Consider the following 23,046-nt stretch of genomic DNA (forward strand, 5'->3'; position numbering starts at 1 on the left):
CCGCACCGCGCACCACGGACACGAAAGCGCCCGCCGGCTCAGCCGGCGGGCGTTTCGTCGTGTGCTCGGGCGTCAGCCCTGTGGCGCGCTCATCGCGAGGTCCTTGATGACGACCTCCTTCTTCGGGTGGCCACCACCGGCCTGCTGGGCGAACGCCCCGTCGTCGCCTGCCTTGGCGACGTCCTTGACGATGTCCAGGCCACCGGTGACGGTGCCCAGGACCGTGTACGCGGGGTCCAGCGGCGAGTCGCCGTAGACGATGAAGAACTGGCTTCCGGTGCTGCCCGGCTGGCCGGAGTTGGCCATCGCGATGACACCCTCCGGGTACGGCGGGCGCTTGTCGGTGGGCAGGTTCTCCTCGGGCAGGCGGTAGCTGGGGCCGCCCTGGCCGTCGGTGTCCCGCCAGCCGTTGCCGGTGGCGCTGGGGTCACCGCACTGCAACACCTGGATGCCCTCGGTAACGAGTCGGTGGCACTTGGTGTTGTCGAAGAAGTTCTTCTCCGCGAGGTAGGTGAAGCTGCCCGCCGTGCACGGCACCAGCGACCGGTCGACCTTGGCGGTGATCGGGCCCAGGTTGGTGTCGATCGTCATGGTCTGTACGCCGGTGCCGGACTGCTGGTTGCTCGGCAGCCCGACGTCCTTGATCTGCGGGGGCCGCTGCTCGGTGGGCAGCGCGTTGTACACGCACTCGGAGGCGCCGGGCGCCGCGGTGTTGGTGGCGGACTTGTCGTCGTCGCCGCCGAGGGTCACCGCCAGCCAGACGGTGCCGGCGACCACGAGCACCAGAACGGCGCCCGCGCTGACGATCGCCTGCGTCTGCCGGCGCTTGCGGGCCTTGCCCGCGCGCTCGGCCATCTCCTTCTCGAGCCGGGCGCGTGCCGCCGCGCGCTGCCGCTCTCTGGTGGACGTCACGCCTGGATCCTCCTGGCTGTCTGCTGCTGGGTGCCGCTTCTGGGTGGGTGGTGGCGGCCGGTCAGCCGGCGCTCGGGCTGCTGGCCGGGGTGCCGGAGGCCGACGGTGCCGGTGCCGCACCGGTGACCGGCTCACCGACGGTGAGGCTCTGGATCGTCACGTCGGTGCTGGGCTTGACCTTGGCCCCGGTCCCATTGTCCACGGTCGGCAGGGCGCCGATCTTTTCGACCACGTCCAGCCCGCCGGTGACCCGGCCGATCACCGGGTACTTCGGGTCGGTGGTGGTGAAGTCCTTGAAGAAGAGCAGGAACTGGCTGCCGTTGTTGCCCGGCGGGTTGGCGATCATCGCCACGGTGCCCTTCGGGTACGTCGGCGGCTGGCCGGGGGCCGGGCTCGCCGACGGTGACGCCGACGGCACGGTCGGCAACTCCTCGTCGTAGAACGAGTAGGTCGGCCCACCGAGGCCGGTGCCGCTCGGGTCGCCGCAGCGCAGCGCGCCGTCGGCGGTGATCTCGTGGCACTTGGTGTTGTCGTAGAACGACCGGCTCGCCAGGTGGGCGATGCTCGCCGCCGCACAGGGCGAGTTGGTCAGGCTCAGCTCAGCGGTGATCGGCGCGCCCTGGTTGGTGGTCACCGTCATCGCCCGCGTGCCCTCGGTCGGCAGACCCTTGGCTTCCGGCGTGCCGACGTCCTTGAGGTTGGTGTTGGCCGTCGCGTCCTGCGGCGTCCAGAGGCAGGTGTCCTCCGCGGCCGTGTTCTGCTTGTCATCGGAGTCGAACGCCCCGAGCGCCCAGGCCGAGCCTGCCACGACCAACACGAGGATCAGGGCGGCGCCGACACCGGCCTGGATCTGCCGACGACGCCGCGTGACGGCGGCCCGGCGAGCCAACTGCCGGTCGAGCTTGGCACGCGCCAGTTTGCGCTGCCGGTCCCTGCTGGAAGCCACCCGTGCTCCCCTTTCCTCTACCTGGTCGTCGCCGGCGGCCGGGCGTCCCGGCCCGTCCGGGCGTCACGTGTGCCGCGCCACACGCCCGCCAGAGTGTACGGCTAGTGACTGGGAATGTGGTGTACGAGGTCCACCCCGTCCCGAGCAGCGCTTATCGGGCGTTGTCACTGTGCCCTCCGGGGCGCGAGGGACGGACGCGGCAAACTCACTCGGCACGCCAGTTAGGCTGCTGGGAGGACGACAGCTCGACGGAAAGGACAGCGCCCGTGCTCGTGGCCGGCTTTCCCGCGGACGCCTTCGGCACCAACTGCTACGTGGTTGCCACCGCGCCGGGGGAGCAGTGCGTGGTGGTCGACCCCGGCATCGGGGTGCTCGACCAGCTCGACGCGCTGCTCGCCGAGCACCGCCTGCATCCGGCCGCCGTGCTGCTCACCCACGGCCACCTCGACCACACGTTCTCGGTCGCGCCGGTCTGCGGCGCGCGTGGCATCACCGCCTACGTGCACCCGGGTGACCGGGAGATGCTGGCTGACCCGTCCAAGGGCCTGTCGGCCGACCTGACGTCGCTCTTCGGCGGTCGGCTGAGCTACACCGAGCCGGATGACGTGGCGGAGCTGACCGACGGCGCCACCCTCACCCTCGCCGGCCTGGAGATCGCCGTCGACCATGCCCCGGGCCATACCGGCGGGTCGGTGCTGTTCCGGCTGCCGGGCGCCGGGTCGGGCTGGGAGGCTGACGAGCTGTGCCTCTCCGGCGACGTCCTCTTCGCCGGGTCGATCGGCCGCACCGACCTGCCGGGCGGGAGCATGCCGGCCATGCTCACCAGCCTGCGCGACAAGATCCTCCCGTTGGCCGACGACACCGTCGTGCTGCCCGGCCACGGCCCCGCCACCACCATCGGCCGCGAGCGCGCCAGCAACCCGTACCTCATCGAGGTGGCGCAGGTCGGCGGCGGCCGACCGGCGGCACCCACCCGGGGCCTCTAGACCTTCTCCGCGCCGCGCGCGGACCCACGACACCACCGCGCCGCGGGCGCGGAACCGCAAGGAGTACGCCGATGAGCAAGCCCACGCCCATCTCCGGTTTCCCGGAATGGACCCCCGGCCAGCGGATGATCGAGCAGTTCGTGCTCGGGAAGATCCGGGACACCTTCGAGCTGTACGGCTTCGCGCCGCTGGAGACCCGCGCGGTGGAGCCGCTGGACCAGTTGCTGCGCAAGGGCGAGACCTCGAAGGAGGTCTACGTGATTCGGCGGCTGCACGCCGACGCCGAGGGTGCGGGCGGTGACGACCAGCTCGGCCTGCACTTCGACCTGACGGTGCCGTTCGCCCGGTACGTGCTGGAGAACGCCGGCAAGCTGACCTTCCCGTTCCGCCGCTACCAGATCCAGAAGGTGTGGCGGGGGGAGCGGCCGCAGGAGGGGCGCTACCGGGAGTTCGTCCAGGCCGACATCGACATCGTCGACCGGGACACCCTGGCTCCGCACCACGAGGCGGAGATGCCGCTGGTCATCGGGGACGCCCTGCGGTCGCTGCCGATCCCGCCGGTGACGATCCAGGTGAACAACCGCAAGGTCTCCGAGGGCTTCTACCGGGGCATCGGGTTGACCGACCCGGAGGCGGCGCTGCGGGCGATCGACAAGCTCGACAAGATCGGCCCGGCGAAGGTGGCCGACCTGCTGGCCCAGACCGCCGGGGCGAGCGAGGCCCAGGCCAAGGCGTGCCTCGAGCTGGCCGAGATCTCCGCCCCGGACGCCTCGTTCGCCGACGCCGTCCGGGCGCTCGGCGTGAGCGACCCCCTGCTCGACGAGGGTATCGAGGAGCTGGTCCGGGTGGTGGAGACCGCCGCCGAGCACTCGCCCGGCCTCTGCGTGGCGGACCTGCGCATCGCCCGCGGCCTGGATTACTACACGGGCACCGTCTACGAGACCCAACTGCGCGGCTACGAGCGGTTCGGCTCGATCTGCTCCGGCGGCCGGTACGACAACCTGGCCAGCGCCGGCACCACCTCGTTCCCGGGGGTGGGGATCTCGATCGGGGTGACCCGGCTGCTCGGGTTGCTCTTCGGCGCGGGTGAGCTGTCGGTCTCCCGTTCGGTGCCCACCTGTGTCCTGGTGGCGTTGGCCGACGAGGAGCACCGCCCGGCCAGTGGCCGGATCGCTGCGGCGCTGCGGCGGCGTGGCATCGCCACCGAGGTCTCGCCGAGCGCGGCGAAGTTCGGCAAGCAGATTCGCTATGCCGAGCGGCGCGGCATTCCGTACGTCTGGTTCCCGGGCGCCGACGGAGCGCCGGACGAGGTGAAGGACATCCGGTCCGGTGCGCAGGTCACGGCCGGTGCCGAGGAGTGGATGCCACCCCGGGAGGACCTCACTCCGGCGGTCAGCTGAGTCCCCCCACTGGCGCATACGGCCTCGGGGACCTACGGTAGCGTAAGTTACGCCACCGTAGGGAGTTTCTCGTGACCATGAGCACCACACTGAGCCAGACCGCGCTCCTCCTCGAGTTGGAGCCGGTGGTTGCCCGCAACCTCGACCGCCATCTCGCACTGGCCAAGGAGTGGTTCCCGCACGAGTACGTGCCGTGGAGCGAAGGACGCACCTTCGACGGGCCGCTCGGCGGCGAGGCGTGGTCGCCGACGGACTCCACCATCCCCGACGTGGCCCGCACCGCGCTGATCGTCAACCTGTTGACCGAGGACAACCTGCCCTCGTACCACCACGAGATCGCCACCCTGTTCGGCCGGGACGGCGCGTGGGGCACCTGGGTGCACCGGTGGACCGCCGAGGAGGGTCGGCACGGTGTCGCGATCCGCGACTACCTGACCGTCACCCGGGCGGTCGACCCGGTGGCGTTGGAGCGGGCCCGGATGACGCACATGTCCGAGGGCTACGCCAACGCCCACGGCGACGAGGTGCTGCACTCACTGGCGTACGTCTCGTTCCAGGAGCTGGCCACCCGGATCTCGCACCGCAACACCGGCAAGGCCACCGGCGACCCGGCCTGCGAGGCGCTGCTGGCCCGCGTGGCCGCCGACGAGAACCTGCACATGGTCTTCTACCGCAACCTGCTCACCGCCGCGTTCGAGCTGGCACCGAGCCAGGCCATGCGCGCCGTCGCCGACGTGGTGGCCGACTTCCAGATGCCGGGCAGCGGCATCGACGGTTTCGCCCGTAAGTCGGTGGCGATCGCCCTGGCCGGCATCTACGACCTGCGTCAGCACCGCGACGAGGTGCTGCAGCCGGTGCTCCGCCAGTGGGACGTCTTCAACGTGACCGGCCTCAACGCCGACGGCGAAGCCGCCCGCGAGCAGTTGGCCACCCAGCTGGAATCCCTGGAGCGCGCCGCGAGCCGCTTCGAAGAGAAGCGCGACGCCCGAGCAGCCCGTCTCTCCCTCCGCTAAGCCCTCACCCCGCCCCGCCCCTCGCCCCCACCCCGGCTCCCGCGATCTTGCACTTTCTGCGGGGCGGATCCGCGCAGACCCCGCAATTCGACGACGCTCAGTCCACGATCGCGGAAGTGGGGCGGGGGTGGGTCAGGGTTGGGGTTCTTGGGGGAGTAGGAGGCAGGTGCTGGTTGCGTGCGCGATCAGGCGGGAGCGGGCGTCGGTGATCCTGGCCTCGGCCAGCGCCGTACGGCGGCCGCGCTGCAGCACCGTGCCCTCGCAGCGCAGCGTGCCGCTGTCGACCGTGACCGGGCGGAGGAACTTCACGTTGAGGTCCAGCGAGGTGTAGCCGACGCCGGCCGGCAGCGTGGTGTGCACGGCGCATGCCGCGGCGGTGTCCAGCAGCGTCGAGAGGACGCCACCGTGGACGCTGCCGAGCGGGTTGTAGTGGAACTCCTGCGGGGTCAGCTCGACGACGACCCGACCTTCGTCGGCCTCCATCCGGGCCATGTCGATGAGGTGCATCACCGGTGGCGCGGCCAGCTCGCCGGCGATCATCGCCCGGAGCATGTCGATGCCGCTGCGTCGACCGACCTGGGCGGCGTTGGCCGCCGGGTCCGCCCAGGTGAAGGTGCGGCTGCGCGCCGGTTCCTGCGTCTGCGTCATGGACGCAGCCTGGCAGTCGCTTGCTGAGTCTGTCAATGAGACCTAGCCTGGTCCGATGCGACCCGCGGCACTGGACTGGTCGGTGGAGAACTGCACCATCGCCCGCGCGATGGAGGTCCTCGGCGAGCGGTGGACCCTGGTGGTGCTCCGCGAGGTGTTCACGGGCGTGCGCCGCTTCGACGACATGCGGGTGCGCACCGGCATTCCGCGTCAGGTGCTGACCAACCGACTGGCCGCCCTGGTGCGGCAGGGCGTGCTGAGTCGCGAGCCGTACCGGGAGCCCGGCAGCCGGCTGCGCCACGAGTACCGGCTGACGGAGAAGGGCCTGGACCTGTGGCCGGTGTTGGTCGCCGTGCTCGGGTGGGGTGATCGGTACCTCGCCGACGCGGAGGGCTCGCCCCTGAGCGTGGGGCATCGTGACTGCGGCGCCCCGCTGCGCGTCGAGTTGCGCTGTGCCGATGGGCACGAGGTGGATCAGGTACGCGACGTGGTGCCCCGGCCGGGTCCGGGCGCCCGCCGCCGTACGCCCTGACGCGTGGCGCCTGACCGACCTGCACCCGTCCGGGACATAGATGAGTGTGCGCGCCTAGGGCTGAATTAGTGTGACGGTGCTTGTTCGCCAGCGTGTCTGGGGTGTTGCGGCTTTGTGGCCGGCCAAGATCGGCGAATCGGGGCGAAACCAAGTCTTGTTAATGATCTTAAGTATGTGAATACTTCACTTCGCCCGGCAGGTTTCCCCAGATCGGCCGGGTTGCCCTCGGGTCAGCCGACCTCGGCGACCCGCTCCCCCGCCCAGGAGGTTTGTTACATGCGACCCACGAGGTCCTCATTCCGTGTTGCGGCGACGGTCGCCGTTTCCGGAAGCCTTGTCGTCGGCGCGCTCATCGGCGCACCGGCCCAGGCCGCTCCCGCCGCCTCGCCCGACACCGCCGCCTCGATCTCCGCGGAACTCGGCGACCGCTCCGCCGGCTCGTACATCGACGCCAGTGGCAGGTCCGTCGTGACGGTGACCGACGCGGCTGCCGCCAGCAAGGCGAGCAAGGCCGGCGCTGCCGTCCGCTACGTCACCCGCGGTGCCGCCGAACTCAACCGGGCCACCGCCGACCTGGAGCGCTCCGCCAAGATCCCGGGCACCGCCTGGTGGAGCGACCCGGTCACCAACCAGGTTGTCGTCTCCGTCGACAGCACCGTCACCGGCGCCAAGCTGGAGCGCGTCAAGGCCGCCGCCGCGCGGGCCAACGGCGCGGTCCGGGTCGAGGCCGAGGCCGGTGTGCTGAGCACCCGGATCTCCGGCGGCCAGGCCATCTACGCCGGCGGGGGCGGGCGCTGCTCGCTCGGCTTCAACGTGCGCAGCGGCAGCACCTACTACTTCCTGACGGCCGGGCACTGCACCAACATCTCGGCCAGCTGGTACTCGAACTCGGCCCAGACCGCGTTGATCGGCACCCGTACCGGCACCAGCTTCCCGGGCAACGACTACGGCATCGTGCGGCACAGCAACTCCGCCAACGCGGCCGGCAACGTCTCCCTCTACAACGGCAGCTTCCGGGACATCACCGGCTCCGGCAACGCCTCCGTCGGCCAGTCGGTGCAGCGCTCCGGCAGCACCACCGGTCTGCGCAGCGGCTCGGTGAACGCGACCAACGCCACGGTGAACTACGCCGAGGGCTCGGTCTCCGGCCTGATCCGCACCAACGTCTGCGCCGAGCCGGGCGACAGCGGCGGCTCGCTGTTCAGCGGCGGCACGGCCCTGGGCCTGACCTCCGGTGGTAGCGGCAACTGCCGCACCGGTGGCACGACCTACTTCCAGCCCGTCACCGAGGCCCTGAGCCGCTACGGCGTCAGCGTCTTCTGATCCAATCACCGCACGCGGGCCGCCGGATCATTCCGGCGGCCCGTGTCGTGCGCGGGGTCCGCCTCACGCGAGCCGATCGGGGCCGTCCGCTGGACGCAGGGGATCCGGGGGTACGACGCCAGGCAGCGCCGGGCCGACGGGTGTGACGCCGGCGGTGGCCCAGGCGAGGTGCGCCCGGCGGGCCGAGAGGACCGCCAGCAACGGCCAGAGCGACACGGCCACCGCCGTCACCCGCTCGGCCAACCCCGTGCGGGACCCGCTGGTCACCTCGAACGCGCTCCACGCGAAGAGGGCGAGCAGCACGAGCGTGGCGCTCAGCCCCACGGTGCGGCGGAACGCCCACGGCGGCTGTGCGGCGTCCGGGTGCGCGGCGTCCGGGCCGCGTGGCAGTCGCAGCGCCGAGCCGGCCGGCCACAGCGCCAGAGCGAGGACGGCCACCGTCGCCGCGATGCCGTGGCTGAGCGAACCACCGACCGGCGGGCGCGGAAACGCGACAAGCGCGATGGTCGCCACCCCACCGACGGCCAGCAGGAAACGGCTGGGCAACCCGGCCGCGTGCAACACGGCGGCGACCGCCAGATAGCAGCAGCCGAGCAGCACCAGGGCCGTGACCATGATCCAGGCGTCGGTGGCGTCCTGCCCCGCCAGCTCGCTGATGGTGTCCCGGATCGGGTCGTACCCCGCGGGTTGTCGGGCCTGCGCAACCGTCCAGCCGGTCACCAACAGCACGGGTGCGGCCACCGCCGTGGCGACGGCCCAGTTCGGTACGGCGCGCATTTCGCCACGTTAACCGGCACGGCTGCCGGCTGAGTCGGGTTCGCCGGTCCACCCCACCAGCGAATCGCGCCGGCCTGCCGGGTGCCCGGAGGCAGGGCGGCCACCCCTGACAGAATGCGGGTGAGGACTGTTCCACGATGAGGAGTTGCCAGCCGTGATCCGTACCCACAATGCCGGAAGCCTGCGCGCCGCGGACGCCGGCTCGACGGTGACGCTCGCCGGGTGGGTGGCCCGCCGTCGCGACCACGGCGGAGTCATCTTCGTCGACCTGCGCGACGGCTCCGGCGTCGTCCAGGTGGTGTTCCGCGAGGAGGACGCGCACGCGCTGCGCAACGAGTTCTGCGTGAAGGTCGTCGGTGAGGTGACCCGCCGGCCGGCCGGCAACGAGAACCCGGAGCTGCCCACCGGTGAGGTCGAGGTGACCGTCGTCGAGCTGGAGGTGCTCTCCGAGGCGGCGCCACTGCCGCTGCCGGTGGACGACCAGGTCGAGGCGGGCGACGACATCCGGCTCAAGTACCGCTACCTGGACCTGCGTCGCAGCGGCCCGGCGAACGCGCTGCGGCTGCGCTCGCGCGCCAGCCACCTCGCCCGGGGTGTGCTGCACGAGCGGGACTTCCTGGAGATCGAGACGCCGACGCTGACCCGGTCGACGCCCGAGGGTGCCCGCGACTTCCTGGTCCCGGTGCGGCTGCAGCCCGGCAGCTGGTACGCGCTGCCGCAGTCGCCGCAGCTGTTCAAGCAGCTGCTGATGGTGGGCGGCATGGAGCGGTATTACCAGATTGCCCGCTGCTACCGCGACGAGGACTTCCGCGCCGACCGGCAGCCCGAGTTCACCCAGCTCGACATCGAGATGTCGTTCGTCACCGAGGACGACGTGATCGACCTCGGTGAGGCGATCGTCTCGACGCTGTGGAAGGACCTGGCCGGGCACGAGATCTCCGGGCCGATCCCGCGGATCACCTGGCACGACGCCATGGCCCGGTACGGCTCCGACAAGCCGGACCTGCGCTACGGCGTCGAGCTGACCGAGCTGACCGACTACCTGCGCGGCACCGAGTTCCGGGTCTTCGCTGGCGCGATCGACGCGGGCGGTTACGTCGGCGCGGTCGTGATGCCGGGCGGCGCGGCGCAGAGCCGCAAGGAACTGGACGGTTGGCAGGACTGGGCCAAGGCGCGTGGCGCGCGCGGCCTCGCGTACGTGGTCCTGGACGCCGAGACCGGCGAGGCGCGCGGCCCGGTGGCCAAGAACCTCTCCGCCGAGCACCTGGGTGGGCTCGCCGACGCGGTCGGCGCCAAGCCGGGCGACGCGGTCTTCTTCGCCGCCAGCACCACCACCCGGGAGGCGCAGGAACTGCTCGGCGCGGCCCGGGTCGAGATCGCCAAGCGGTCCGGGCTGATCGACGAGAGCGCCTGGGCGTTCTGCTGGGTGGTCGACGCGCCGATGTTCGAGCGCACGGACGAGGGCGGGTGGACGGCCGTGCACCACCCGTTCACCTCGCCGAACGCCGAGTGGGTCGACCGGTTCGAGGAGGCCCCGGACCGCGCCCTGGCGTACGCGTACGACATCGTCTGCAACGGCAACGAGATCGGCGGTGGGTCGATCCGTATCCACCGGGGTGACGTGCAGAAGCGGGTCTTCGACCTGCTCGGCATCACGCCCGAAGAGGCGCAGGACAAGTTCGGTTTCCTGCTGGAGGCGTTCAAGTACGGCGCCCCGCCGCACGGCGGCATCGCCTTCGGCTGGGACCGGGTGTGCATGCTGCTCGCCGGCGCCGACTCGATCCGTGAGGTCATCGCCTTCCCGAAGACCCGGGGCGGGTTCGACCCGCTGACCAGCGCGCCGACGCCGATCACCGCCCAGCAGCGCACCGAGGCCGGCATCGACGCCAAGCCCAAGCCCCCGGCCATCGCCCACACCGGCACGGCGGGAGCAGCGGCCCCGGTAGCAGACCCGGTCTAACCCCACCGGCCCGGCCCGGTCCGGCCCGGTCCGGCCCGGTCTGGCCCGGTCTGGCCCGGTCTGGCGCATGATCGACTTCATATCGCCGATGTCGCGGTGTCCGGTTGCTCGGATGCCGCGATGTCGCCGATCTGGAGTCGATCACGACCGCCTGGTCTTCTCGCGCCGCACGACGCGCGGACGCGGGCCGCACGACGCGCACACGCCGGGGCCCGCGCTCCGGCGTGTCGCTCGTTAACCTCACGATCGACGTAGGCGGTGTGGTGGGGGGAGTGGGTCGGCGTGCGGATGCTCGTTGTGGGGGGTAGTGGGTTACTCGGACGCGCGGTGTGTCGGCGGGCCGTCGACGCCGGGCTGTCGGTTGTCGGGACCTTTCACTCCAGTGAGATCTCGGTGCCGGACGTCGCGGCGCGTCGGCTGGACGTGACCGACCGGACCGCCGTGCGCACGCTGGTCGCCGAGGTGCGGCCGGACGCCGTGGTCGGAACCCCCTACCGGTACGACGACTGGGCGGTCACCGCCGACGGGGCCGCACACGTGGCGGTCGCCGCCGCCGAGGTGGGTGCCCGGCTGGTGCACGTGTCCAGTGACGCGCTGCACGCCGGCCGTCCCACGCCGTACGCCGACGACGACCCGCCCACCCCGGTGCACGCGTACGGCGCTGCGAAGGCGGCGGCGGAGACCGCCGTGCGGGCGATCGACCCGGGCGCGGCGCTGGTGCGTACCTCGCTGATCCTGGGGGAGGGCAGCAAGCAGATCCAGCTCTGCCGGGACGCGCTCGCCGGCCGGGGCGCCCTGTTCACCGACGAGTTCCGCTGCCCGGTCGACGTCACCGACCTGGCCGACGCCGTACTGGAGTTGGCCACCTCGTCGTACGCGGGTCTGCTCAACGTGGCCGGCTCCGATGCCGTGAGCCGGGCTGACCTGGGTCTGCTGGTCGCGCAGCGGTTCGGCCTGGACGCCGCCGGGCTCAAGACCACCACCGGCGCCGCGACCGGCCTGGCCCGTCCCCTCGACGTACGCCTCGACTGCTCCCGTGCCGCCAACCTGCTGCGGACCCGGCTGCGGGGGGTGCGCGAACTCCTGGCGCTCTGAGATCGACGCACACTTCCTATGCACAAGACTTGTGCATAGGAAGTGTGCGTCGATATTGTGCTGTCATGGCGAACGACGAAGTGACCCCGCGGCCTGCGCCGCGTGAGGTACGGATCGACAAGCGGCAGGTCCGGGTGCTGGCGCACCCGCTGCGGATGCGGTTGGTCGGAGCCCTGCGCGTGAAGGGGCCAGCCACCGCCACCACCCTCGCGGAACTGCTCGGCACCAACACCGGTGCGACCAGCTACCACCTGCGCCAACTCGCCGAGGTCGGGCTGGTCATCGAGGACCCCGACCGGGGCAGCGGGCGGCAGCGCTGGTGGCAGGCCGCGCACGACGTCACCAACTGGGAGCCGACCGACTTCGACGACGACCCCGACGCCCGGGCCGCGATCGAGTGGATCCAGGGCGACCAGGTACGCCTCCTCGTCGAGACCGCCGAACGCTGGTTCGCCAGCCAGCACGAGTGGTCGCCCGCCTGGCGGGACGGCTTCGGTATGAGCGACATCTTCATGACCATCCCACCGGCCCGGCTGGAGGAGCTCAAGGCGGAGGTGTGGCAGGTGCTGGAGCGGTACCACCGCGAGGCCGGCCCCGTCGACTCCGCTGATTCCGTCGACCAGGAGGCCCGCCCGGTGCAGGTCTTCCTGGCCGCGTACCCGCTGCGCGAGGGCCTCCAATGAGCGCGCTGACCGTACGCCAGGTCCGGCGTCGCTACCTGACGCTCTACGGCCTGCGTTGGCTGCCCACGGGTCTGATGATCCCGGTGATGATCCTGCTGATGCAGGAGCGTGGCCTGTCGCTTCCGCAGATCGGCCTGGTCGGCACCGCGCAGGGGCTGCTCGTGCTCGCGCTGGAACTGCCGACCGGCGGCCTTGCCGACGCCCTCGGCCGCAGACCGGTGCTGCTCGCCGCCGGAGCGATCAACCTCGCCTCGCTGGCGCTGTTCGCGGTGGCCGACTCGTTCGCGCTGTTCTTCCTGGTCTGGGCGTTGCAGGGGATCTACCGGGCGTTGGACAGCGGCCCATTGGAGTCCTGGTACGTCGATGCCACCCTGGCCGCCGACCCGGAGGCCGAATACGAGCGGGGCCTCGGGTACGCCGGCACCGTCGTCGGCGGTGCCATCGGCGGCGGCGCGTTGCTCAGCGGTGGCCTGATCGCACTCGGTCCGATCGGGCCGGTCACCGCGCTCACGGTGCCGGTGCTGGCTGCCATCCTCGCGCAGGCGTTCGCCTTGATCGCGCTGGTCGTCCTGCTGGTCGAGCAGCGGCCGGCCACCGGATTCGCGGCCATGCGGGCCTCGGTGGCCCAGGCGCCCAAGATGATCGGCGAGGCGATCGGGTTGCTGCGCCGCTCCCGGGTGCTGCTGGCCCTGGTCGCGGTGGAGCTGTTCTGGGGCTTCGGCATGGTCACCTTCGAGTCGCTGCTGCCGGTACGGCTCGCCGAGGTCATCGGCAACCCGGAACGCGCCGCCGCGCTGCTCGGGCCCGCCAACTCGGCTGCCTGGATCGCCTCGGCTGCCGGCGCGGCACTGACCCCGCTGCTGCTGCGCTGGCTGGGCGCCGCGCCGGGCGCGGCCCTGCTGCGCATCCTGCAGGGGGTGACGGTGGTCGGAATGGGGCTGCTCGCCGGGCCGGTCGGCGTGCTCGTGGCCTACCTGGCCTGCTACGCCGTGCACGGCGCGTCCAACCCGCTGCACAGTGGCCTGTTGCACCGGCAGGTCGACGGCCCGTACCGGACCAGCGTGCTCTCCCTGAACTCGATGATGGCGCAGCCGGCCGGTGCGCTCGGCGGGGTGGTCCTGACGGCGCTCGCCGCCGCCACCAGCGTCGGCACCGCCATGGTGGTCGGCGCTGTGGTGCTGGCCGCGGCCGCACCGCTCTACCTGCCGGCCTGGCGGGCCGGCCGCCGGGTCGCCGCGGTCCCGACCGACCCGCCCGTGGCCCCCGCACCCGCCGAGCAGCACGCGAGCCGTTAGGGGCTGATCAGGCGAGGCGGATCGAGGTCAGGTGGTGGGTGTTGGTGAAACCGAGACGCCGGTAGAGGCGTACCGCCCCGACGTTCTCCGGGTAGACGCCGAGCCCGACGGTGTCGTGGCGGGCCAGCAGCGCCCGGGTCATTCCGGCGGTGAGCGCCGCGCCCAACCCGCGCCCTCGCTGGTCGGGGGCGACGGTCAGGCCGGCGAGGAAGCCGATGTCGCCCCGACTGCGGTCCGCCCCGCAGGCCACGAGTCGGTCGTCGGCCCGGATGCCGTACCAGTCCACCACCCGCGGGTCGCCCGGACGGGAGGTGGAGGTCGGGAACGCCTCGTCGATCAGGGCTTCCAGCGCCGGGTTGTCGGCGGCGGTGAGGCGTACCACCCGCTGCTCGTCCGGCTGCTCGGGCGGGGGCGTGCCGGTCCAGAGGAAGTCCCAGTCGCCGTGCCGGCTCACCGTCAGCCGATCCGACAGGAGCTCACGACCGTGCCGGGGCAGGTGCAGCGACTGCCCCGGGCGCAGCACCCCGTCGGCGACCAGCGCGGCACAGATCTCGATCGCCGGCTCGGCCGGGCCGATCGCGTCGCCGCCGTTGCTGTGCTCGGGCGGGAACACCCAGAGCACCGCACCGTCGCGCTGGTAGCCGCGTGCCTCCAGGCCACGCCAGAGCGCCGCCCTGGCGTACGGGTGGTGGCCGGCGGCGGCCAGGACGGCGTCCCGGCCCTGGAGCACCCGGTCGTCGATGATCATGGTGTCGAGCTTAGGAGTCGGGTTCCGGCGCGACCGTGAGGGGGCACCCGACATACCCGATCCACGGTGGAGATTGGCGAGCCGACCGATTGGGTACATCACGCGCCGACCTACTGGGAACCCCCACCGGAGGACCGACATGCTCGCCATTCTCGCTGCCATCGTCTTTGGCTTCGCCCTGCTGATCGACCTGCTCAACACAAACTTCGGAGCACCGGACCTGTTCAACTGGAACACTCTCGTGCTCATCGGGCTGCTTCTGCTCTCCCTCTACCTGGGCGGCGTGGGCAGCGGCCCGCGCGGCGGCGGCGGTGGCCGCTGGTACCGGGGCCGGCGCCCCGGGCGTGGCTGACCGGAACCGATCACCGGTGGCGGGCCCACGGCGCGATTCCGGCGTCGTGGGCCCGGCCCGGTACTGTCTTCGTGATGGAGTCCGACGCCCTCTTCTCCCTCGGTGAACCCGCCGGGTCGCGCAGCGCGCCCGTCGGTCCCGCCGGTGTCGACGGCTTCACCGCGGTGGCCGACGACTCGCCCCTGCCCGTCCGGATGCGCCCGGTCACCCTCGACGAGTTGGTCGGGCAGAACCACCTGCTCGCCCCCGGCGCCCCACTGCGGCAGCTGGTCTCCGGCGGCGCCCCGATGTCGGTGATCCTCTGGGGCCCGCCGGGCAGCGGCAAGACCACCATCGCGCACCTGGTGGCCGGGGCGACCGACCGCCGCTTCGTCGCCATGTCGGCGCTCTCCGCCGGCGTCAAGGACGTACGGGCGGTGATCGAGGCGGCCCGTCGCCAGCGCCGCTCGGGCGGCCCGCAGACCGTGCTCTTCATCGACGAGGTGCACCGGTTCAGCAAGACCCAACAGGATTCGCTGCTCGCCGCGGTCGAGGACCGTACGGTCACGTTGCTGGCGGCGACCACCGAGAATCCGTACTTCTCGGTCATCTCTCCGCTGCTGTCGCGGTGCGTGCTGCTCACCCTGCAACCGCTGGACGACGAGGCGGTGCGGGGCCTGCTGCGCCGCGCGGTCGCCGACAAGCGTGGCCTGGACGGCCTGCTCACCCTGACCGCCGAGGCCGAGGACCACCTGGTCCGACTCGCCGCCGGCGACGTCCGCAAGGCCCTCACCGCGCTGGAGGCGGCGGCGGCCTCCGCCACGGCGCTCGGCGGCGGGCGGATCGACCTGGCCACCGCCGAGCAGGCGGTCGACGTGGCGGCGGTGCGCTACGACCGCGACGGCGACGCCCACTACGACGTGGTGAGCGCCTTCATCAAGAGCATGCGCGGCTCGGACGTGGACGCCGCGGTGCACTGGCTGGCCCGCATGCTGGTCGCCGGTGAGGACGCCCGGTTCATCGCCCGCCGCCTGGTCATCTTCGCCAGTGAGGACGTGGGCATGGCCGACCCCGCTGCCCTGAGCGTCGCCACCGCCGCCGCGCACGCCGTCGAGTACGTCGGGCTGCCCGAAGCGCAGCTCAACCTGGCCCAAGCGGTGATCCACCTGGCCACCGCGCCCAAGTCGAACTCGGCCACCACCGCCATCGGCACCGCGATCGCCGACGTCCGGGCGGGTCGCGGTGGCCCGGTGCCGCGCGGGCTGCGCGACGCGCACTACGCTGGCGCCCGAGGACTGGGCCACGGCACGGGCTACCGCTACCCGCACGACGACCAGCGCGGCGTGGTCACCCAGCAGTACGTCCCGGACGACCTGGTGGGCACCGACTACTACCAGCCCAGCCCACACGGCGCGGAACGTGCGGTGGCCACCCGGCTGCCGCTGCTGCGCCGGATCGTGCGTGGCCTGCCGGCCCCGCCGGCCCGTCCGCAGACTCCGACAGCCGAGCCGCCGGTAACGGCGCAGACCGCATCGGCGCTTTCTGACGAGATCGGTCACCCGACGACGGGCGCGGGCGCCCCCGGCACGACGCAGGACAGCGGCGCGGAAGCCGCAGGAGAGGGTCAACAGTGAGATCGCGTGGTGGGGACCGCCCGGACGAGGGCCCGGACGAGCGGCGCGATCCCCGCGCCAAGACGCGCCGCTGGGGTCGAGGGCGGGCCGCCGAGCCCGAGCCGGAGGAGCCGGTCGCCGGCGAGGAGTTCGGCTGGATCGACGATCTTCGGTCGGCTAAGCAGCAGCGCACCGAGCTGGGGCCGGACGGCGCCCCGGCACCGCCCGACCGCCCCCGTGGGGGTCCGCCGGCGGAACCCGCCGGGCCCCGTACGGGCGCGCCCGCAGAGTCGGCCGGTGCGCGCGGAGGTGGGCCGGTGCCGCCGGAGGCTGCCGCGCCGCCTGCCCCACGCCAGAGCGACCCGGCCGGTCCCGCCGCACGTCGAGGAGCCGACGGCCCGTGGCCGGGGGAGACGCCGCCAACGGGCCGCCGCCCGGACGACCGGTCACCCGCCGCTGGCCCCGCTGCCCCCAACCAGGGCCAGCCGGCGCGACGCGGTGTGCAGCCGGCGGCCGGTGCCCGCGCCGCCGTACCGCCGTCGCCACCCGCCGCCCGTCCGGTCGGGGGCGACCCGGCCAACCCGCCCGGACCTCGCCCGACCCCCGACGCGCCCGGCGGCCCGGCCCGGCCCCGTGCGGCAACGGCTCCCCCCGGCCCACCGATGGGCCCACCGACCTCGGACGCCCCGCCCGGCCGTCGGCCGGAGGCTGCCGTTCCGCCCGGTCGTCGTCCGGACGCCGCTGTTCCACCGGGTCGTCGTCCGGAGGCCGCTGTGCCCGGGGGGCATCCGGACGCGATGCCACCGCTGCGTCGTCCGGATGCCGTCGCTCCGGGCCGCCGACCCGGCGCGGAGCCGACCGAGCCCGGTCGTCCACTGCCGCCCGCCGACGGCACGCCCGTCGGACGACGCGCTGCCGGACCGGCACCCGACCAGGCGCGCGCTGCCGGGTCGGCCGCCCCCTCCGGCCCGGCCCGCTTCGACGGCGTGTCGACGGGTGCCGTGCCGCCGGTCGCGGACGGCCTGCGGCCCGACCCCGCCATTGACCGTGACCCGCGTACCGCGCGGCGTCGCCCGGGCCCGGTCGATCCGGGGGCACCGGAGCCCACCGGCCGCCGTGGCGCGGAGCGTTCCCGTCCGGCAGCCGCCGGCCGTCGCCGTGCCGCCGAGCCCGACGAGCCCGCGGTTCCCCGCTCGGGCAACGCGCCGCCCGTGCCCGAGGCCGCCGGCGGTCACAGCGGCGCCACGCCCATGGTCGGGCCGGCCGACGGCACCGGTCGCCGCCGGGCCGTCTCCGATGAGCAGGAGCGACGTACGCCGGCTGGCAACGAACCCCGGGCGGACCGCCCGGAGCGGCCCGCCGACTGGCTGCGTCAAGCCGGTCGCCTGCCGCACACCGACCCCGGCCTGCCGGTGGTCAACCGCCGAGGCGGCACCCCGCCGGCCGCGGGCACCGGGGCGCTCGCTGACCACGCGTCCGGTCGCCTCGGCGTGCCCGACCCGGCTGTGGAGCGCACGGCTGGCCGCCGGCCCGCCGGCCCGCCGGCTGACCCGGGCGCGGACGCACCGACCGGTCGTCGTGCCGCCCGACCTGACGCGCCGGGATCCACCGGGGAACAGCCCTATCCGCCGGCGTCCGGCGAACGCCCCACCCGTGGCCGGGGCGCTGCGGGGCCCGGGGCGGACCCCACCGGCCGGCGTGGCCGTCCGGTGGCCGCGCCCGGCCCGGACGGAACCCCCGTGCCGGACCCGACCGGCCGACGACGTCGCCCGCCGGCCGAGGCTGGCCCCGACGGCCCGGGTCGACCCGGGCCTGCCAGCGACCACGGCGACGATCCGTACGCCGGTGGACGACCCGCGCCCGGCGCCGGTCCCGCCGCACCGGTTCGGGGCGCCGCCCGCTCCGCCCCGCCCGGCCGGGCCCGGCCCATCCCGGGTGACGCACCGGTCCCGGGTCCCGGGCGCCGTGGCGCCGAAGGCCCGCCCCGCCCCGGCTCGGGTGCCGAGGCGGCCCCCCGGGACGCCGCCCGCCCGGATGGTGCGGCTCGTGCCGCGGTGCCGGGTGTGGACGGTCCGCCGCGTACGCGTCCGGACGGTCCGGCTCGTGCTGCCGTCCGCCCACCGGGCGCTGCACAGCCGCCCCTCGCCGACGATCGGGCGCATGGTGAGCCGGGCGCTGGTCCCGGGTCCCCGGCGCTGGCCCGTGGTGGTGCCCCGGTCGGTCGGCCCGCGCCGTCCGACCGTGCCGCCGGGCGTGCCCTGCCTCCGCACCGGGAGCCCGGCCGTCCCGAGCCGAGCGGCGTTGCCCCGGTGCCACCGCCCGGCCGCCCCGGCGAACCGGTCGGTGTGGCCCGTGCTGCCGCCGTGGTGCCGTCCCCGTCCGGCCCGGTGGACCGGCCGGCTCCGGAGCCGGCCGGCGGACCCGCGCTGCGCTCGGCCGGCCAGGACACACCCGACGACGGTGCCGCACCGGGTGCCCGGTCGGAGTTGCGCCGGCAGTCGCGTGAACGGCGTCGCCTGCGTGCGGCGGTGCTGGTGCTGGTCAGCGTCGTGCTGCTCGGCGCGGTGCCGCTGTTCTTCGGCATCCGGACGCTGAGCCGTGACCCGGTCTTCGACAACCTGGATCAGCTCAACGTGCCCGGCTGGGCCGCCGCGAAGACGGTCGACGACGTCAGCGGCAGTCGCTGGTGCCTGCTCGACTGCCGGCTGCGTGAGCGCACGGTGACCTCGGAGAAGGCGCCGACGGATACGGCGCAGGTCTACGAGGACGCGCTGCGCCAGGACGGCTGGCAGCCGTGGAAGGTGAGCCGTTGCCCCGAGCAGAAGACGAAGGGCAGCTACACCTGCTGGCGTCGCGACGAGTTGACCCTCGACCTGTGGGTACGCGAGCCGACCTGCGTACCGCCGCCGGTCGACGGCGAGCCGGCAGTGGTGCCGTCTCCGGACCCGTCGGCCGCTGCGACGGAGTGCACCGGCTCGTTGGTGTCGGTGAAGGTACGCAACGCGATCGACGACGAGCGGACCAGACCGCAGCCGACCACCGACCCGTCACTGACCGGAGAGGATCCGTTCCCGACGGTCAGCGGGGATCCGCTGGGGGAGCTGACACCCTCACCGTCGTGAGCCGGTTTCCATCACGGACGGTAGGGTCTGGGGCTGGCGGGCACGCCCGCTACCGGTGACCGCCGACGGCTTGGCGACCGGTACGGGTACCACGGTTGTGTGTTCCGGGGACGTCGGGTCCTGCGGAACTCTGCTTGAGGAGGACAGGCGTGGGCGACATTGGAGCGATTGCGGCGCTGATCGCGGCGAGCGCGTTCGCGGTGCTGGTGCTCATCCTGACGTTGCCCATCCTGCGGTTGCGGCACACGGTGGACGCCACCACGCGGATGATCAACGACCTCAACGATCGGACCGCGCCGCTGCTCGGTGACGTGAACACCACGGTGAAGAACGTCAACACCGCGCTGGAGCAGGTGCAGACCTCGCTCGACGGCGTGAACCTCCAGTTGGCGAAGGTCGACACCATGACCAGCCACGCGCAGAACGTCACCGCCAACATCGCCAACCTCGCCACCGTCGTCTCCGCCGCGGCCGCCAACCCGCTGGTCAAGGTGGCCGCGTTCGGTTACAGCGTGCGCAAGGCCGCCGCCGGCCGCCGGCACGCCGAGACCGAGCGCGAGGTGCGCGACACCATCAAGCAGCAGCGGCGGGCCGCGCGGCGCGGCAACAGCTGACACCGGCCGGCGCACCAGGAGGTAGCGGGACATGAGGCGTTTGTTCTGGCTTGGTATCGGGGTGGCCGTCGGTGTGGTCGTGGTCCGTAAGGCGACCCGGACCGCCCAGGCGTACACGCCGGCCGGCATCGCCAGCACGGTGACACAATCCGCTGGCGGGCTCCTCGAGTCGTTGCGTAGCTTCGTGGAGGACGTCCGGATTGGGATGGCCGAGCGCGAGCAGGAGATCCACCAGGCGTTCGCCCAGGGCGTGGCGTTCGACGATCAGTTCGCTGACCTGCGGGAAGACCCGCGGATCGGCGATCGAGACATATTTCCGGAGGAACACCAGCGATGAAGACGGCGGAGATCAAGCGGCGGTATCTCGCCCATTTCGAGGCGAATGGCCACACTGTGGTGCCGTCCGCTCCGCTGCCCGCCATCAGCGACCCGAACCTGCTGTTCGTCAACGCCGGCATGGTGCAGTTCGTTCCGTATTTCCTGGGTCAGCAGACTCCCGCGTACCAGCGGGCGGTCAGCGTGCAGAAGTGCATCCGCACCCCGGACATCGACGAGGTCGGCAAGACCAGCCGGCACGGCACGTTCTTCCAGATGAACGGCAACTTCTCCTTTGGTGACTACTTCAAGGCCGGTGCGATTCCGCTCGCGTGGGACCTGGTCACCAAGTCGCAGGCCGATGGTGGGTTCGGGCTGGACGCGGAGCGCGTGTGGCCGACGGTGTACCTCGACGACGACGAGGCGTACGAGATCTGGCGGTCGGTGGGGGTGCCGCCCGAGCGGATCGTCCGCCGGGGCAAGGCCGACAACTTCTGGTCGATGGGCATTCCCGGGCCGTGCGGTCCGTGCTCCGAGCTGTTCTACGACCGGGGCCCGGAGTACGGCCGTGAGGGCGGCCCGGCGGTCGACGAGGACCGCTACATGGAGTTCTGGAATCTCGTCTTCATGCAGTTCGAGCGGGGTCCGGGCACCACCAAGGACGACTACCCGATCCTGGGTGACCTGCCGGCGAAGAACATCGACACCGGCATGGGCCTGGAGCGGATGGCCTCGATCCTGCAGGGTGTCGACAACCTCTACGAGATCGACGAGGTTCGGCCGATCCTGGCTCGGGCGGCCGAGCTGACCGGCAAGCGGTACGGCGCGCACTCCGGCCACGTGGCGAGCGAGTCGCACCCGGACGACGTCCGGCTGCGGGTGATCGCCGATCACGTGCGGACGGCGCTGATGCTGATCGGCGACGGCGTGACCCCGAGCAACGAGGGTCGCGGTTACGTGCTGCGTCGGATCATGCGCCGGGCGATCCGGTCGATCCGGCTGCTCGGCTGGCAGGACCGGGCGCTGCCCGAGTTGCTGCCGGTGGCCCGGGACTGCATGGCCCCGTCGTACCCGGAGCTGGCGACCGACTTCGAGCGGATCGCGGATTACGCGTACGCGGAGGAGGAGGCGTTCCTGTCCACCCTGCGTGCCGGCACGACGATCCTGGACACCGCGATCGCCGAGACCCGCACCGCGGGCGGTTCCGCGCTGTCCGGGGCGAAGGCGTTCCAGCTGCACGACACGTACGGCTTCCCGATCGACCTGACCCTGGAGATCGCCGCGGAGCAGGGCCTCGCGGTCGACGACGAGGGTTTCCGGCGGCTGATGGCCGACCAGCGGACCCGGGCGAAGGCGGACGCGCAGGCCCGTAAGACGGGGCACGTCGACCTGTCGTCGTACCGGTCGGTGCTCGACTCGGGTGGCCCGGTGACGTTCACCGGCTACAGCGAGGTGGCCCGTGAGTCGACGGTGCGGGCGCTGCTCGGCGCCGACGGCCCGCGCCAGGCGGCGACCGAGGGCGACACCATCGAGCTGGTGCTCGACACGACCCCGTTCTACGCCGAGGGCGGTGGCCAGCAGCCGGACCAGGGCATGATCACCGTTGGTGGCGGGCAGGTCGAGGTGCTCGACGTGCAGCAGCCGGTGCCCGGTCTGATCGTGCACCGGGCCCGGGTGATCCGGGGCGAGGTGCGCGCTGGTGAGACGGGCTACGCCGAGATCGACACGACTCGGCGGCGGGCGATCTCCCGGTCGCACACCGCCACCCACCTGGTGCACCAGACCATGCGGAACTTCCTCGGCGAGTCGGCCACGCAGGCGGGTTCGCTGAACGCGCCCGGCCGGCTCCGGTTCGACTTCAACACTCCGACCGGGGTGTCGCCGAGCGTCCTGCGGGATGTGGAGCAGCAGGTCAACGAGGTGCTCCTGGCCGACCTGGAGGTGCATGCCTTCATCACCTCGCTGGACGAGGCGCGGCGGATCGGGGCCATGGCGCTCTTCGGCGAGAAGTACGGCGAGGAGGTGCGGGTCGTCGAGGTGGGTGACTACGCGCGGGAGTTGTGCGGCGGCACGCACGTGGCCCGGTCGGCCCAGCTCGGCCTCGTGAAGATCCTCTCGGAGTCGTCGATCGGGTCCGGCGTCCGCCGGGTCGAGGCGCTGGTCGGCATGGATGCCTTCGGCTTCCTGGCCCGCGAGCACCTGCTCGTCTCCCGGCTGGCCGAGATGTACCGGGTGCCCAACGATCAGGTCGCCGACCGGGTGGAGCAGACCGTCACCCAGCTCCGGGACGCGGAGAAGGAGCTGGAGAAGCTGCGCGCCCAGCTGGTGCTGGGTGGGGCGGCGGCGCTCGCGGCGCAGGCCAAGGATGTGCGCGGGGTCGCGTACGTGGGCACCGAGGCGCCGGAGGGCGCGGCCGGCAACGATGTGCGGACCCTGGCCCAGGAAATTCGCGGGAAGATCGACCCGGCGCGGCCGGCGGTGGTCGCGGTGGCGGCCCGGTCGAACGGCAAGGCGTCCCTGGTGGTGGCGGTCAACGCGGCCGCTCGCAGCCGGGGCCTGGCCGCCTCGGATCTGGTGAAGGCGGCGTTCTCCGGACGGGGTGGTGGCAGCCCCGACCTGGCGCAGGGTGGCGGCCTGCCCGCGGCCGAGGCGCCGAACCTGCTGCTCACCGTCGAGAAGGCGATTACCGAGGCGTGATGGGCGGTCACTCTCAGCCAGGGCGGACCGGTTGGT

General features: G+C 72.8%; 20 protein-coding genes. 15 read left to right on the forward strand and 5 right to left on the reverse strand.

Features of this window, described 5'->3' with window-relative positions; genetic code table 11:
• Nucleotides 1–72: 72 nt before the first annotated feature.
• Both HNR20_RS25180 and HNR20_RS25185 read right to left on the reverse strand, forming a co-directional pair.
• On the reverse strand, nucleotides 73–912 hold the full coding sequence (locus HNR20_RS25180) for a peptidylprolyl isomerase (protein ID WP_184184511.1): 840 nt from the start codon (nucleotides 910–912) through the stop codon (nucleotides 73–75).
• A gap of 61 nt (nucleotides 913–973) precedes the next feature.
• Nucleotides 974–1,858, reverse strand: coding sequence for a peptidylprolyl isomerase (locus tag HNR20_RS25185; protein WP_184184514.1), 885 nt, complete (start codon nucleotides 1,856–1,858; stop codon nucleotides 974–976).
• 266 nt (nucleotides 1,859–2,124) lie between these two features.
• Here HNR20_RS25185 and HNR20_RS25190 point away from each other — a divergent pair, with 266 nt between their 5' ends.
• The 3 genes from HNR20_RS25190 (at nucleotide 2,125) to HNR20_RS25200 (ending at nucleotide 5,257) form a co-directional block, all read left to right on the forward strand.
• Complete coding sequence (locus HNR20_RS25190) at nucleotides 2,125–2,844, forward strand: MBL fold metallo-hydrolase (protein WP_184184517.1); 720 nt, start codon at nucleotides 2,125–2,127, stop codon at nucleotides 2,842–2,844.
• Between the two features lie 71 nt (nucleotides 2,845–2,915).
• Nucleotides 2,916–4,244, forward strand: coding sequence for a histidine--tRNA ligase (gene hisS / locus HNR20_RS25195; RefSeq protein ID WP_184184521.1), 1,329 nt, complete (start codon nucleotides 2,916–2,918; stop codon nucleotides 4,242–4,244).
• A gap of 77 nt (nucleotides 4,245–4,321) precedes the next feature.
• The gene (locus tag HNR20_RS25200) at nucleotides 4,322–5,257 is read left to right on the forward strand and encodes an acyl-ACP desaturase (RefSeq protein WP_184188961.1); all 936 of its coding nucleotides are present in this window, start codon (nucleotides 4,322–4,324) and stop codon (nucleotides 5,255–5,257) included.
• A gap of 132 nt (nucleotides 5,258–5,389) precedes the next feature.
• Here HNR20_RS25200 and HNR20_RS25205 read toward each other — a convergent pair whose 3' ends face one another.
• Nucleotides 5,390–5,905 carry a PaaI family thioesterase gene (locus HNR20_RS25205; protein WP_184184524.1) on the reverse strand — a complete coding sequence of 172 codons (516 nt, stop codon included), beginning with the start codon at nucleotides 5,903–5,905 and terminating at the stop codon, nucleotides 5,390–5,392.
• Between the two features lie 55 nt (nucleotides 5,906–5,960).
• On the opposite strand from HNR20_RS25205, the gene HNR20_RS25210 reads away from it, so the two are divergent.
• Together HNR20_RS25210 and HNR20_RS25215 are read left to right on the forward strand one after the other, a co-directional pair.
• Entirely contained in the window at nucleotides 5,961–6,437 is a 477-nt protein-coding gene (locus tag HNR20_RS25210; protein WP_184184527.1) for a winged helix-turn-helix transcriptional regulator, read from the forward strand.
• Nucleotides 6,438–6,713: 276 nt separating this feature from the next.
• Nucleotides 6,714–7,760 carry a S1 family peptidase gene (locus HNR20_RS25215; protein WP_184184530.1) on the forward strand — a complete coding sequence of 349 codons (1,047 nt, stop codon included), beginning with the start codon at nucleotides 6,714–6,716 and terminating at the stop codon, nucleotides 7,758–7,760.
• A gap of 63 nt (nucleotides 7,761–7,823) precedes the next feature.
• On the opposite strand, the gene HNR20_RS25220 is transcribed toward HNR20_RS25215, so the two are convergent.
• Entirely contained in the window at nucleotides 7,824–8,537 is a 714-nt protein-coding gene (locus HNR20_RS25220; protein WP_184184533.1) for a DUF998 domain-containing protein, read from the reverse strand.
• Between the two features lie 154 nt (nucleotides 8,538–8,691).
• Between HNR20_RS25220 and aspS the strand changes: the two genes are divergently transcribed.
• The 4 genes from aspS to HNR20_RS25240 all read left to right on the forward strand — a co-directional run bounded on the left by aspS (nucleotide 8,692) and on the right by HNR20_RS25240 (nucleotide 13,570).
• Nucleotides 8,692–10,497 (forward strand): aspartate--tRNA ligase, encoded by a 1,806-nt coding sequence (gene aspS / locus HNR20_RS25225; RefSeq protein ID WP_184184536.1) that lies wholly within the window; start codon nucleotides 8,692–8,694, stop codon nucleotides 10,495–10,497.
• Between the two features lie 282 nt (nucleotides 10,498–10,779).
• Entirely contained in the window at nucleotides 10,780–11,592 is an 813-nt protein-coding gene (locus HNR20_RS25230) for an SDR family oxidoreductase (RefSeq protein ID WP_184184539.1), read from the forward strand.
• Between the two features lie 65 nt (nucleotides 11,593–11,657).
• Nucleotides 11,658–12,275, forward strand: a complete 618-nt coding sequence (locus HNR20_RS25235) for an ArsR/SmtB family transcription factor (protein WP_184184542.1) — start codon at nucleotides 11,658–11,660, stop codon at nucleotides 12,273–12,275.
• Complete coding sequence (locus HNR20_RS25240) at nucleotides 12,272–13,570, forward strand: MFS transporter (protein ID WP_229687340.1); 1,299 nt, start codon at nucleotides 12,272–12,274, stop codon at nucleotides 13,568–13,570. The genes HNR20_RS25235 and HNR20_RS25240 overlap by 4 nt, the downstream gene beginning before the upstream one ends.
• 7 nt (nucleotides 13,571–13,577) lie before the next feature.
• Here HNR20_RS25240 and HNR20_RS25245 read toward each other — a convergent pair whose 3' ends face one another.
• Nucleotides 13,578–14,318: a GNAT family N-acetyltransferase gene (locus HNR20_RS25245; protein ID WP_184184545.1), complete on the reverse strand. Its 741-nt coding sequence runs from the start codon at nucleotides 14,316–14,318 to the stop codon at nucleotides 13,578–13,580.
• 139 nt (nucleotides 14,319–14,457) lie between these two features.
• Here HNR20_RS25245 and HNR20_RS25250 point away from each other — a divergent pair, with 139 nt between their 5' ends.
• The 6 genes from HNR20_RS25250 (at nucleotide 14,458) to alaS (ending at nucleotide 23,010) form a co-directional block, all read left to right on the forward strand.
• A complete protein-coding gene (locus HNR20_RS25250; protein WP_184184548.1) occupies nucleotides 14,458–14,670 on the forward strand; it encodes a hypothetical protein in 213 nt (70 codons plus the stop codon).
• A 74-nt stretch (nucleotides 14,671–14,744) separates the two neighbouring features.
• Nucleotides 14,745–16,283, forward strand: coding sequence for a replication-associated recombination protein A (locus tag HNR20_RS25255; protein WP_184184550.1), 1,539 nt, complete (start codon nucleotides 14,745–14,747; stop codon nucleotides 16,281–16,283).
• Nucleotides 16,284–18,688: 2,405 nt separating this feature from the next.
• Nucleotides 18,689–19,384 (forward strand): hypothetical protein, encoded by a 696-nt coding sequence (locus tag HNR20_RS25260; RefSeq protein ID WP_184188965.1) that lies wholly within the window; start codon nucleotides 18,689–18,691, stop codon nucleotides 19,382–19,384.
• A 149-nt stretch (nucleotides 19,385–19,533) separates the two neighbouring features.
• Nucleotides 19,534–19,998 carry a DUF948 domain-containing protein gene (locus HNR20_RS25265; protein ID WP_184184552.1) on the forward strand — a complete coding sequence of 155 codons (465 nt, stop codon included), beginning with the start codon at nucleotides 19,534–19,536 and terminating at the stop codon, nucleotides 19,996–19,998.
• Nucleotides 19,999–20,029: 31 nt separating this feature from the next.
• Nucleotides 20,030–20,335: a hypothetical protein gene (locus HNR20_RS25270; RefSeq protein WP_184184554.1), complete on the forward strand. Its 306-nt coding sequence runs from the start codon at nucleotides 20,030–20,032 to the stop codon at nucleotides 20,333–20,335.
• Nucleotides 20,332–23,010: an alanine--tRNA ligase gene (gene alaS, locus HNR20_RS25275; RefSeq protein ID WP_184184556.1), complete on the forward strand. Its 2,679-nt coding sequence runs from the start codon at nucleotides 20,332–20,334 to the stop codon at nucleotides 23,008–23,010. Before HNR20_RS25270 ends, alaS begins: the two co-directional genes overlap by 4 nt.
• The last annotated feature ends 36 nt before the right edge of the window (nucleotides 23,011–23,046 follow it).

Source organism: Micromonospora parathelypteridis (assembly GCF_014201145.1).
Classification (GTDB): domain Bacteria; phylum Actinomycetota; class Actinomycetes; order Mycobacteriales; family Micromonosporaceae; genus Micromonospora; species Micromonospora parathelypteridis.

Bases quoted from the DNA above. Each gene is read 5' to 3' on its own strand.
- HNR20_RS25235 (WP_184184542.1), top strand. From the start codon at position 11,658: ATGGCGAACGACGAAGTGACCCCGCGGCCTGCGCCGCGTGAGGTACGG.
- HNR20_RS25220 (WP_184184533.1), bottom strand. From the start codon at position 8,537: ATGCGCGCCGTACCGAACTGGGCCGTCGCCACGGCGGTGGCCGCACCC.
- HNR20_RS25200 (WP_184188961.1), top strand. From the start codon at position 4,322: ATGAGCACCACACTGAGCCAGACCGCGCTCCTCCTCGAGTTGGAGCCG.
- HNR20_RS25210 (WP_184184527.1), top strand. From the start codon at position 5,961: ATGCGACCCGCGGCACTGGACTGGTCGGTGGAGAACTGCACCATCGCC.
- hisS (WP_184184521.1), top strand. From the start codon at position 2,916: ATGAGCAAGCCCACGCCCATCTCCGGTTTCCCGGAATGGACCCCCGGC.
- HNR20_RS25240 (WP_229687340.1), top strand. From the start codon at position 12,272: ATGAGCGCGCTGACCGTACGCCAGGTCCGGCGTCGCTACCTGACGCTC.
- HNR20_RS25250 (WP_184184548.1), top strand. From the start codon at position 14,458: ATGCTCGCCATTCTCGCTGCCATCGTCTTTGGCTTCGCCCTGCTGATC.
- HNR20_RS25255 (WP_184184550.1), top strand. From the start codon at position 14,745: ATGGAGTCCGACGCCCTCTTCTCCCTCGGTGAACCCGCCGGGTCGCGC.
- HNR20_RS25205 (WP_184184524.1), bottom strand. From the start codon at position 5,905: ATGACGCAGACGCAGGAACCGGCGCGCAGCCGCACCTTCACCTGGGCG.
- HNR20_RS25245 (WP_184184545.1), bottom strand. From the start codon at position 14,318: ATGATCATCGACGACCGGGTGCTCCAGGGCCGGGACGCCGTCCTGGCC.
- HNR20_RS25215 (WP_184184530.1), top strand. From the start codon at position 6,714: ATGCGACCCACGAGGTCCTCATTCCGTGTTGCGGCGACGGTCGCCGTT.
- HNR20_RS25270 (WP_184184554.1), top strand. From the start codon at position 20,030: ATGAGGCGTTTGTTCTGGCTTGGTATCGGGGTGGCCGTCGGTGTGGTC.
- alaS (WP_184184556.1), top strand. From the start codon at position 20,332: ATGAAGACGGCGGAGATCAAGCGGCGGTATCTCGCCCATTTCGAGGCG.